Below are 11,480 nucleotides of genomic sequence, written 5' to 3'. Positions count from 1 at the left end.
CTCCCCTGTGGAGGTATAAGGATCCCGTGAAGTGTCGCAGTAGTATAAGCAGCCTCATGGACGGCTCTAGAACGCCTGGTGAACCACAGCCCAATGATTTAGGGCTTCTTCACAAAGACGTGTGACATCAGTCCCTCTTTGAATCCCTCTTGCAAGGGCCTTCAGAGGGTGTAGCGATACAGCGCCAGCTCGCGCCGGTCCGTCGCCTTCACGGAAAATCCGACGCACAATGCCGGCCGTCCGCCGGCCAGGCTGACCGCGATTCCCTCGGGCTCCCGGTAGGTCAGATCCGGTGCCACGGTCACGCGGTGACGCCCTTGTGCCTTGCCGGTGCGGACGTCAATTGCAGAGACAAATGTATTTCCGCCGGACTTCCGCGGATTGTCCCCGTTCTGTCCGGTATACGGGTTGCCCGTCAGCACATAGACGAAGTCTCCGTACAGCGCGCAGCCCTGGAACCACTCCTCTTCCTTGACCTGCACCCCGGCCTTGATGACCTGCGCGGGGGTGAAACGCCCGGCCAGGAAATCCGCCATCCCGTACACCGAGAACCGGTGCACGCCCTCTTCCTCGTGGCTCACCAGGACCCGCTCGCCGGACAGGTCGAGGGCGGGGGAGACGTCGGTGGATCCGGGGACCGGATCGAAATGGTGGACGGACTCGTCGGAACTGTCGAGGACCGAACCGTCCTTGAACGGCACCCGGACCACCGTGCGGCCGTAACCGCTCTCGGCGTCGGCCCTGCCCTCCACCCATATGTAGGTGCGCTGGCCCGTCGGCTCGACGCCGCAGGAAATTCCGTGGCCGAAGCCGCGCAGATACATGTGCCCGAGGGTTTCCCCGGAACTGCTCAGCCGCGTCAGGCACATGTCGCCGGAGGTCTTCCGGCCGCCGGCGTCGACCGCGTCCTCCTCGTCGTCGAGGCGGATACCGGCCTGGACGGTCTGCAGGGTGTAGACCTGGCCGTTCGTGTCGTCGAAGGCGAACGACTGCGGACCCGTCGTATTGAACAGCGCAGTCGGGGCGAGCAGCTGCGCACCGGTCCGCATGTCGAACTCACCGGCCCCCGGCCGGGAATCGTCCTGCTCGCCGCCGGCCCCGGCGCGCAGCGCCCAGGACAGACCGCTCGTGGTGAGGCCGGCGGCCACCGCGCCGCCCGCGAACAGCAGGGTCCGGCGGCTGAAAGGTGTCTTGCCATCCGCCATGGACCGTATTCTGCCAGCTCGGACGGGCGCGTTCCGCGCCGGGCCCCGCCCGGCCCCCACATGACGGCGGACGCCCGCCCCCACGAGGGGGACGGGCGTCCGCGCTGCTCACGCACCGCCCGGCGTACGGGCGTACGGGCCTCAGGCCGGGATGCTCGCCAGACCCGGGGCGAGGAACTTCTTGCCGTTCACGCGCTCCGAGACACCCTCGCGGTCCAGGTACGGCGTGATGCCGCCCAGGTGGAAGGGCCAGCCGGCGCCCGTGATGAGGCAGAGGTCGATGTCCTGGGCCTCGGCCACGACACCCTCCTCCAGCATCAGGCCGATCTCCTGCGCCACCGCGTCCAGGACGCGGTCGCGGACCTGCTCCTCCGTCAGGACGGAGTCGCCCTGCACCAGGAGGGCGGCGACCTCGGGGTCCAGCTCCGGCTTGCCGGAATCGTAGACGTAGAAGCCGCGCTTGCCGGCCTTGACGACCGCCGCGAGGTTCGGCGAGACGGTGAAGCGCTCCGGGAAGGCGCGGTTCAGGGTCTCGGAGACGTGCAGACCGATCGCCGGTCCGACGAGCTCCAGCAGCACCAGCGGGGACATCGGCAGGCCGAGCGGCTCGATGGCCTTCTCCGCCGTGACGACCGGGGTGCCCTCGTCGATGACGTTCTGGATCTCGCCCATGAAGCGGGTCAGGATGCGGTTCACGACGAACGCCGGGGCGTCCTTGGTGAGGACCGCGGTCTTCTTCAGCTTCTTGGCGACACCGAAGGCCGTGGCCAGCGAGGCGTCGTCGGTCTGCTCACCGCGGACGATCTCCAGCAGCGGGAGGATCGCGACCGGGTTGAAGAAGTGGAAGCCGACCACGCGCTCCGGGTGCCGGAGCTTGGAGGCCATCTCCGACACCGACAGGGAGGAGGTGTTGGTGGCGAGGATCGCGTGCGCCGGGGCGACCGCCTCGACCTCCGCGAACACCTTCTGCTTGACGGACATCTCCTCGAACACGGCCTCGATGATGAAGTCCGCGTCCGCGAAGCCCTCGGCCTTGTCCAGGACGCCGGTCACCAGGGCGGTCAGGCGGTTGGCCTTGTCCTGGTTGATGCGGCCCTTGCCGAGCAGCTTCTGGATCTCGGCGTGGACGTAGCCCACACCCTTGTCCACGCGCTCCTGGTCGATGTCGGTGAGGACCACCGGCACCTCGAGGCGGCGCAGGAAGAGCAGCGCCAGCTGCGAGGCCATCAGGCCCGCGCCGACGACGCCGACCTTGGTGACCGGACGGGCCAGGGACTTGTCCGGGGCACCGGCCGGGCGCTTGGCGCGCTTCTGGACCAGGTTGAAGGCGTAGATGCCCGAGCGCAGCTCGCCGCCCATGATGAGGTCGGCCAGGGCCGTGTCCTCGGCGTCGAAGCCGGCCTGCAGGTCGCCCGACTTGGCGGCGGCGATGATGTCCAGCGCGCGGTAGGCGGCGGGAGCGGCGCCGTGCACCTTGGAGTCCGCGATGAAGCGGCCCTTGGCGACGGCCGCGTCCCAGGCCTCGCCGCGGTCGATCTCGTCGCGGACGACCTCGGTGGTGCCGTTCAGGACGTTCGCGGTCCACAGGAGCGACTGCTCCAGGAAGTCCGCGCCCTCGAACAGTGCGTCCGCGATGCCCAGGTCGAAGACCTGCTTGCCGCGCAGCTGCTTGTTCTGGTTGAGCGAGTTCTCGATGATCACCGAGACCGCGCGCTCGGCGCCGATCAGGTTCGGCAGGATGGCGCAGCCGCCCCAGCCGGGAACCAGGCCGAGGAAGACCTCGGGCAGCGAGAAGGCCGGGATGGCCTTCGAGACGGTGCGGTAGGTGCAGTGCAGACCGACCTCGACACCGCCGCCCATCGCCGCGCCGTTGTAGTACGCGAAGGTCGGGACGGCCAGCGCGGACAGACGCTTGAAGACGTCGTGGCCGCCCTTGCCGATGGCGAGCGCCTCGTCGTGCTGCTTCAGCAGCTCGACGCCCTTGAGGTCGGCGCCGACCGCGAAGATGAACGGCTTGCCGGTGATGCCCGCGCCGACGATGGAGCCCGCGAGGGCCTCCTGCTCGACCTGGTCGATCGCCGCGTTCAGGTTGGCGAGGGACTGCGGGCCGAAGGTGGTCGGCTTGGTGTGGTCGAAGCCGTTGTCCAGCGTGATGAGCGCGAAGCGCCCGGCGCCGAACGGCAGGTCCAGGTGGCGGACGTGCGCGGACGTGACGACCTCGTCCGGGAACAGCTCGGCCGCGCCCTTCAGGAGCTCAGCGGTGGTGCTCACTTGGAGTCTCCCTCGGCGTTGAAGTTCGGGTTCTCCCAGATGACCGTGGCGCCCATGCCGAAGCCGACGCACATGGTGGTCAGGCCGTAGCGGACGTGCGGCTGCTCCTCGAACTGGCGGGCCAGCTGCGTCATCAGGCGGACGCCGGAGGAGGCCAGCGGGTGGCCGAACGCGATGGCGCCGCCGTACTGGTTCACGCGGGCGTCGTCGTCGGCGATGCCGTAGTGCTCCAGGAACGCGAGGACCTGGACCGCGAAGGCCTCGTTGACCTCGAACAGGCCTATGTCCTCGATGGACAGGCCGGCCTGGGCGAGGGCCTTCTCGGTGGCCGGGATCGGGCCGTAGCCCATGACCTCCGGCTCGACACCCGCGAAGGAGTACGAGACGAGGCGCATCTTGACCGGGAGGTTGTTCTCCCGGGCGAAGTCCTCGGATGCGATGATCGCGGCGGTGGCACCGTCGTTGAGACCGGCGGCGTTGCCCGCGGTGACCCGGCCGTGCGTACGGAACGGGGTCTTCAGGCCGGCCAGGTTCTCCAGCGTGGTGCCCGGGCGCATCGGCTCGTCGGTGGTGACCAGGCCCCAGCCCGTCTCACCGGCCGCCTCGTTGGTGTTGCGCACCGAGATCGGGACCAGGTCCTGCTGGATCTTGCCGTCGGCGTACGCCTTGGCGGCCTTCTCCTGCGAGCGCACGGCGTACTCGTCGGCGCGGAGCTTGGTGATCGTCGGGTACCGGTCGTGCAGGTTCTCGGCGGTCATGCCCATGAACAGGGCGGACTCGTCGACCAGCTTCTCGGAGACGAAGCGCGGGTTCGGGTCGACGCCCTCGCCCATGGGGTGGCGGCCCATGTGCTCGACACCGCCGGCGAGGGCGACGTCGTACGCACCGAAGGCCACGCCGCCCGCGACGGCGGTGACGGCGGTCAGCGCGCCGGCGCACATGCGGTCGATGGAGTAGCCCGGGACGGACTGCGGGAGGCCCGCGAGGATGCCGGCGGTACGGCCCAGCGTCAGGCCCTGGTCACCGATCTGCGTGGTCGCGGCGATGGCGACCTCGTCGATCTTCTTGGGGTCCAGGTCCGGGTTGCGGCGCAGCAGCTCCCGGATCGCCTTCACGACGAGGTCGTCGGCGCGGGTCTCGTGGTAGATGCCCTTCGGGCCCGCCTTGCCGAACGGGGTGCGGACGCCGTCGACGAAGACGACGTCCCTGACGGTACGAGGCACGTTGGCTCTCCTCCAGGTGCGGGTGTGCACTGCTGCGCGGGGGCGCGGTCGGCCGGTGGCTGAGCGCCCGCTCACCCGGTCATGCTACTTGCCGGTAACCGGCGTGGACACCCCCTCCGGGAGGAGCGGCGAACGTCACACTCCGGCGGGGCCGGCGGGTGCAGGTGCGGGGGTGGCGGCCGCGGCGGGTTCGGCGTGCATGGCCCTGGCCAGGGGGCCGGAGGAGCGGAGCACGTCCGCCGTGAAACGGCGGCGCCCGACGCCGAGGTGGCGCAGCGCCGGGCCGTGGTCCACCGCGACGACCGCGCCCGCCCCCGCGAGCAGCCCCTGCCAGGCCAGCGTCGCCGCCCGGCGGGCCGGTGCCGGCAGGGGTGCCAGGGCCTCCCGCAGGCGCCGGCAGTGGAAGGGGACGTGGCGTTCCTCGTCCGCCAGGATCCGCCCCGCCACCTCCGCGACCAGCGGATCCGGGGCTCCGTCCCGCACCGCCCGGTAGTACTGCAGGGCCACCGCCTCCGCCACCATCAGCACCAGCAGTTCCACCCGCAGCCCCAGCAGCCGCCGCAGCCGTACGAACACCGCGTCGCTCCAGTGCCCGGCCAGGGTCCCGGCCCCGCCCGCCGCCAGGAGCAGCGCCAGCATCCGCGCGTGGTTCTGCTCCTCCGCCACGAAGAGCCTCACGGCCCGCGCGTAGACCGGGTCCCCGGCCCGGTCCGCCTTGCCGATGAGGGCCGAGCCGTCCCCGTCCTCACCCACCTGGAACCGCTGCAGGCTCCCTACGAGCGCCGGATCGAGGGTGGCTCCCCGCTCCCACCCCGGATCCCCGATCGCCGCGCGGCGCTCCCGCTCGGCCTCGAAGTCGCGTACCCATGTGTCGTATCCCCTGTTGAGCATGTTCAAAAGCTAGCCGTGTTTGAGCATGTTCAAAAGCGATCGGGCGACCCTGTTGCGTAACCGGGACGGAAAGAGCCCCCGGCCAACGGCCGGGGGCTCTCCGTGATGTGGTGCCGCGTCAGGCGGTCGCGGCCAGGGCCGTGACCAGCGCCGGCGTCACCTGCTCGATCTGCCACGGGCGGGCGCCGTAGCCCGCGAGGGTCTGCGCCACCGCCTCCGGCTCCAGCCGCTGCGGCGGCTCCCAGCACAGCCGGCGGACCGTGTCCGGGGTGATCAGGTTCTCCTGGGGCAGGTTCAGCCCCTCCGCGAGCGCCGAGACGGCGGTCCGTGCCGCCGCCAGCCGCGCCGCGGCCGCCGGATCCTTGTCCGCCCACGAACGCGGCGGCGGCGGACCCGCCGGGGTCGCCCCCGGCTGCGGCAGCGCGTTCTCGGGCAGGGCCTTCGCCCGGTCCACGGCGGCCATCCACTGCTCCAGCTGGCGCCGGCCCATCCGCTGCCCGTACCCGGGCAGGGCCGACAGCGCCTGCACGTTCGCCGGCAGCGCGAGCGCGGCCTCGACGATCGCGCCATCCCCCAGCACCTTGCCGGGCGACACGTCACGCCGCTGCGCGATCCGGTCCCGGGACTCCCACAGCTCCCGTACGACGGCCATCTGCCGGCGGCGGCGCACCTTGTGCATGCCGGACGTACGGCGCCACGGATCCTTGCGCGGCGGCGCGGGCGGGGCGGCGGCGATGGCGTCGAACTCCTGCCGGGCCCATTCCAGCTTGCCCTGCCGGTCCAGTTCCTTCTCCAGCGCGTCCCGCAGGTCCACCAGCAGCTCCACGTCGAGCGCGGCGTAGCGCAGCCACGGCTCCGGGAGCGGGCGGGTGGACCAGTCGACGGCGGAGTGGCCCTTCTCCAGCGCGTAGCCGAGCACGCTCTCGACCATCGCGCCCAGCCCGACCCGCGGGAAGCCGGCGAGGCGGCCGGCGAGCTCGGTGTCGAAAAGGGAGGTGGGAACCATGCCTATTTCGCGCAGGCACGGCAGGTCCTGGGTGGCGGCGTGCAGGATCCACTCGGTGCCGGACAGGGCCTCGCCCAGTGCGGACAGGTCGGGGCAGCCGACCGGGTCGATCAGCGCGGATCCTGCGCCCTCGCGGCGCAGCTGCACCAGATAGGCGCGCTGGCCGTAGCGGTATCCGGAGGCGCGCTCGGCGTCGACGGCCACGGGCCCGGTGCCCGCGGCGAAGGCCGCGACCACCCGGGCGAGTGCGTCCTCGTCGGCGACCACCGGAGGGATCCCCTCACGGGGCTCGAGCAACGGAATCGGCGCCTTTTCGACGTCGTCCGGGGGGCCGCCCCCGGTGGTGGTGCGCAGGTCTGCTGCGGTCTCTTGGGCGTCGGTCACCGCTCAAGGGTATCCGCGGATGCGGCGCGCCCGTCGCCGGAACGTTCCGTCGACGGGCGCGAGGTGGAGGCTCGGGTGTTTCCCCGGCTTCCCCCGGGAGTTTCCCCGGGAGTCGCCGGGCCGGTGTCAGTGGATGATCCCGGTCCGCAGGGCGACGGCGACCATCCCGGCCCGGTCGCCGGTGCCCAGCTTGCGGGCGATCCGTGCGAGGTGGGACTTGACGGTCAGGGCGGACAGGCCCATCGAGACGCCGATGGCCTTGTTGGACTGGCCCTCCGCGACGAGGCGCAGGACCTCGACCTCGCGGCCGGAGAGCTCGCGGTAGCCGCCCGGGTGGCTCGGGGCACCCGGGGGGCGGCGGTGCATACGGGCGGCGGCAGCGCCGATGGGGGCGGCGCCGGGCCGGGTGGGAAGCCCGATGTTGGTCCGCGTGCCGGTGACGACGTAGCCCTTCACTCCGCCCGCGAGGGCGTTGCGTACGGCGCCGATGTCGTCGGCGGCGGACAGGGCCAGGCCGTTCGGCCAGCCGGCGGCCCGCGTCTCGGAGAGCAGGGTGAGACCGGAACCGTCGGGCAGGTGTACGTCGGCCACGCAGATGTCGCGCGGGCTGCCGACGCGGGGGCGGGCCTCCGCGATGGACGACGCCTCGATCACGTCACGGACTCCGAGGGCCCACAGATGGCGGGTCACGGTGGAACGCACGCGCGGGTCGGCCACGACGACCATGGCCGTCGGCTTGTTCGGGCGGTAGGCGACCAGGCTTGCGGGCTGCTCGAGAAGAACGGACACCTAGGCCTCCTGGGGGAGTGGCGGGACGGCCGGCTCGGGGAAGGAAGCCGGTGCGAACCGTGCGGATGGTCACTGACTCCTTCGGCACGTCACCCGCCCGGCTTTAGGAAATGATCACGATTTGGTGAGTAACAATTCGGGCAATTCGGACGCACGATCGATCATCGGGTGATCAGAAGCCCACAACGGGCGCCCGGTTCCGACACCCCGCCGCCGACGCTCGATCGGCCGTTCTACGGGGCGCGGTGCATTCGGACGACGTGCGGACCGTTGGGCCGCCCGGGTGCCGCCGTACGGCCGTGCGGCTACGGGTGGTGCGGACCGCGTCGCTGTGGCAGGGAGACCACACCCGTCCCCGAGTCCGTCGGCCCGACCGGCGGGAGCCCCGCGATCTGGCACAGCAGCTCGCACCACGCCGACAGGTGCGCCGAGGTGTCCGGCACCCCGCCCACGCCCTCGCGCGGGGTCCACGAGGCTCTGATCTCGATCTGCGTGGCCGGCCGCCGCTCCGCGAGCCCGCCGAAGTAGTGCGAGCTCGCCATGGTGACGGTCCCGCTCGCCTCCCCGTACGCCAGGCCGCGCGCCTCCAGCGCCCCCGTCAGCCAGGACCAGCACACCTCGGGCAGGAGGGGGTCGGCGGCCATCTCGGGCTCGAGCTCGGCGCGTACGAGCGTCACCAGCCGGAAGGTCCCGTGCCAGGCGTCGTGCCCGGACGGATCGTGGAGCAGGATGAGCCGGCCGTCGGCCAGGTCGTCCTCGCCGTCCACGACCGCGGCCTCCAGGGCATAGGCGTGCGGGGCCAGGCGCTGGGGCGGTCTGGTGGGGTCGATCTCGATCCCCGGACGCAGGCGCGCCTTCTTCAAGCCCTCGACCGCGCGTCGGAACGGGAGCGGGACGGAGCTCTCCTTCGCGCTGTCCACACCGTCAGCGCCATCTGAAAATCGTCCCTGAGCCGCAGCCATGCGGGGAAGACTAGGCGGAACGAGCGTCCGTGCGGCGCAGGGACACCCGCACCGGGCCGGGCACTTCTTCATACGTGCGAAGATTTGGCGCGTGAGCGCCAACGACCGCCCCAAGGGCCAGCCGAGTCAGACGTACGATTCCGCCTTCCTGAAGGCGTGCCGGCGGGAGCCGGTGCCGCACACCCCGGTGTGGTTCATGCGGCAGGCCGGGCGCTCGCTCCCCGAGTACCGCAAGGTGCGCGAGGGGACCCAGATGCTGGAGTCGTGCATGCGGCCCGACCTGGTCACGGAGATCACGCTCCAGCCGGTCCGCCGCCACAACGTCGACGCGGCGATCTTCTTCTCCGACATCGTGGTCCCGCTCAAGGCCATCGGCGTCGACCTGGACATCAAGCCGGGCGTCGGCCCGGTCGTCGCCCAGCCGATCCGCCGCCGCGAGGACCTCGCACAGCTGCGCGACCTCACCCCGGAGGACGTCTCGTACGTCACCGAGGCGATCGGCATGCTCACGGGTGAACTCGGCGCCACGCCGTTGATCGGTTTCGCCGGTGCGCCTTTCACCCTCGCGAGCTACCTGGTCGAGGGCGGCCCGTCGAAGAACCACGAGCACACCAAGGCGCTGATGTACGGCGACCCGGAGCTCTGGGCCGACCTGCTGGACCGCCTCGCGGACATCACCTCGGCCTTCCTCAAGGTCCAGATCGAGGCCGGCGCCTCCGCGGTCCAGCTCTTCGACTCCTGGGTCGGCGCGCTCGCCCCGGCGGACTACCGCCGCTCGGTGATGCCGGCGTCGGCCAAGGTCCTGGAGTCCGTCGCCTCCTACGGGGTCCCGCGCATCCACTTCGGCGTGGGCACGGGCGAGCTGCTCGGCCTGATGGGCGAGGCCGGTGCGGACGTCGTGGGCGTCGACTACCGGGTCGCGCTCGACGAGGCGGCCCGCCGCGTGGGCCCCGGCAAGGCGCTCCAGGGCAACCTGGACCCGGCGGTGCTCTTCTCCACCGAGGAGGCCGTGCGGGCGAAGACGGACGAGGTCCTCGCGGCGGCGTCGGGCCTGGAGGGCCACGTCTTCAACCTGGGCCACGGCGTCCTCCCCACCACGCCTCCCGACGCCCTGACCCGCCTGGTGGACTACGTCCACACCCGCACCCAGCGCTAGGCCGTCTCTTCCGGACCCCGTCCTCGAGCGCCGGGCGGGCCGGAAGATCCAGCCCCGCCGGCGTTCGAGGCGCAGGGTCCGGCGCGGAGCCCCGGATGACGGTGGAGGGGCGGGCCGGGGACAGACCCCGCAGGGCCCGGTCAGCCGGTGGCTGCGCGGACTGCGCCCACCGCCTTGCGGGCGGCCACCAGGACCGGGTCCCAGACCGGGGAGAACGGCGGGGCGTAGCCCAGGTCCAGGGACACGACCTGTTCCACCGTCATGCCGGCCGTCAAGGCCACCGCCGCGATGTCCACCCGCTTCGCCGAGCCCGCGCCGCCGACGATCTGGACGCCGAGCAGCCGGCCCGTGCGGCGTTCCGCCAGCATCTTCACCGTCATGTCCGCGGCCGTCGGGTAGTAGCCCGCCGTCGTCGTCGAGCTGATCGTCGCCGTGACGAACCGCAGGCCCGCCGCCAGGGCGTCCTTCTCGCGCAGGCCCGTACGGGCGATCTCCAGGTCGCAGACCTTGCTCACCGCCGTGCCCACCACCCCCGGGAACGTGGCGTAGCCGCCGCCCACGCCCGAACCGATCACCTGGCCGTGCTTGTTGGCGTGCGTGCCCAGCGGGATGTGCCGCATCCGGCCCGCCACCAGGTCCAGGACCTCCACGCAGTCGCCGCCCGACCAGATGTTCTCGTGGCCCCGGACCCGCATCGACAGGTCCGTCAGGACGCCGCCGGACTCGCCCAGCGGCAGCCCCGCCGCGCGGGCCAACGCCGTACGGGGCTCCACGCCGATGCCGAGGACGACCACGTCCGCCGGATACTCGTCCCCCGCCGCCGTGGCCACCGCGCGGACCGCGCCCTGGTCGTCCGTGAGGATCTTCGTCACCTCGGCCCCGGAGACCGTACGGATCCCCATCCGGTTCATCGCGGCGTGCACCAGAGCGCCCATGTCCGGGTCCAGGGTCGCCATCGGCTGCTGCCCGCGGTGCAGGACCGTGACCTCGTACCCCCGCGCGACCAGCGCCTCCGCCATCTCCACGCCGATGTAGCCCGCGCCGACGACGACCGCCCTGCGGCCCTCCGTACGCTCCGGCCCTTCGGTGAATTCCAGAGAAGCCATCAGGCGCCGGCCGTCGTCCAGGGTCTGGACGCCGTGCACGCCGTGCGCGCCGATCCCGGGCAGCCGGGGCCGGATCGGCCGGGCCCCCGTGGCCAGGACGAGCTTGTCGTAGCCCGTCCAGGATTCGGATCCGGAGTCCAGATCCCGGGCACGGACCCGGCTCCCGGCCAGGTCGAGCTCCACCACCTCCGTGCGCATGCGCAGGTCGATGTCCCGGGCCCGGTGTTCCTCGGGCGTACGGGCGATCAGCTCGTCCGGTCCGGCGACCTGGCCGCCGATCCAGTACGGGATCCCGCACGCCGAGTACGAAGTGAAGTGCCCGCGCTCGAAGGCCACGATCTCCAACTCCGCCGGGCCCTTGAGCCGCCGGGCCTGGGGGGGGGGGGGGGGGGGGGGGGGGGGGGGGGGGGGGGGGGCGGGGGGGGTGGGGGGGGGGGGGGGGGGTCGTAGTCCCTCTACTCGCCTGTGCCTCCCATCGCCCTGCACG

At 71.9% G+C, this 11,480-nt stretch carries 8 protein-coding genes and 1 pseudogene; 1 reads left to right on the top strand and 8 read right to left on the bottom strand.

Going from position 1 to position 11,480, the window contains the following annotated elements; genetic code table 11:
- Window positions 1-161: 161 nt before the first annotated feature.
- The 7 genes from ACZ49B_RS23835 to ACZ49B_RS23805 all read right to left on the bottom strand — a co-directional run bounded on the left by ACZ49B_RS23835 (window position 162) and on the right by ACZ49B_RS23805 (window position 8,731).
- Entirely contained in the window at window positions 162-1,205 is a 1,044-nt protein-coding gene (locus ACZ49B_RS23835) for a phage baseplate protein (RefSeq protein WP_468309210.1), read from the bottom strand.
- Between the two features lie 141 nt (window positions 1,206-1,346).
- Entirely contained in the window at window positions 1,347-3,476 is a 2,130-nt protein-coding gene (locus tag ACZ49B_RS23830) for a 3-hydroxyacyl-CoA dehydrogenase NAD-binding domain-containing protein (RefSeq protein ID WP_468309207.1), read from the bottom strand.
- Window positions 3,473-4,699 carry a thiolase family protein gene (locus ACZ49B_RS23825; protein WP_215011981.1) on the bottom strand — a complete coding sequence of 409 codons (1,227 nt, stop codon included), beginning with the start codon at window positions 4,697-4,699 and terminating at the stop codon, window positions 3,473-3,475. Before ACZ49B_RS23825 ends, ACZ49B_RS23830 begins: the two co-directional genes overlap by 4 nt.
- 135 nt (window positions 4,700-4,834) lie before the next feature.
- Window positions 4,835-5,590 (bottom strand): ferritin-like domain-containing protein, encoded by a 756-nt coding sequence (locus tag ACZ49B_RS23820; RefSeq protein WP_468309203.1) that lies wholly within the window; start codon window positions 5,588-5,590, stop codon window positions 4,835-4,837.
- Between the two features lie 118 nt (window positions 5,591-5,708).
- On the bottom strand, window positions 5,709-6,980 hold the full coding sequence (locus tag ACZ49B_RS23815; RefSeq protein ID WP_468309200.1) for an HRDC domain-containing protein: 1,272 nt from the start codon (window positions 6,978-6,980) through the stop codon (window positions 5,709-5,711).
- Between the two features lie 126 nt (window positions 6,981-7,106).
- Entirely contained in the window at window positions 7,107-7,769 is a 663-nt protein-coding gene (locus tag ACZ49B_RS23810; protein ID WP_007267191.1) for a helix-turn-helix transcriptional regulator, read from the bottom strand.
- Window positions 7,770-8,074: 305 nt separating this feature from the next.
- Window positions 8,075-8,731 carry a DUF3000 domain-containing protein gene (locus ACZ49B_RS23805; RefSeq protein WP_468309197.1) on the bottom strand — a complete coding sequence of 219 codons (657 nt, stop codon included), beginning with the start codon at window positions 8,729-8,731 and terminating at the stop codon, window positions 8,075-8,077.
- A 91-nt stretch (window positions 8,732-8,822) separates the two neighbouring features.
- Here ACZ49B_RS23805 and hemE point away from each other — a divergent pair, with 91 nt between their 5' ends.
- Entirely contained in the window at window positions 8,823-9,887 is a 1,065-nt protein-coding gene (gene hemE, locus ACZ49B_RS23800; protein WP_468309195.1) for a uroporphyrinogen decarboxylase, read from the top strand.
- A 140-nt stretch (window positions 9,888-10,027) separates the two neighbouring features.
- Here the strand turns inward: hemE and ACZ49B_RS23795 are convergent.
- Window positions 10,028-11,368: pseudogene (locus tag ACZ49B_RS23795) on the bottom strand (FAD-dependent oxidoreductase); the annotation flags it as partial.
- Window positions 11,369-11,480: the final 112 nt, after the last annotated feature.

The organism is Streptomyces sp. NPDC031132, from assembly GCF_055570595.1.
Note: the sequence above shows the minus strand (reverse complement) of the source record. Positions and strands in the feature narration are given on the sequence as shown.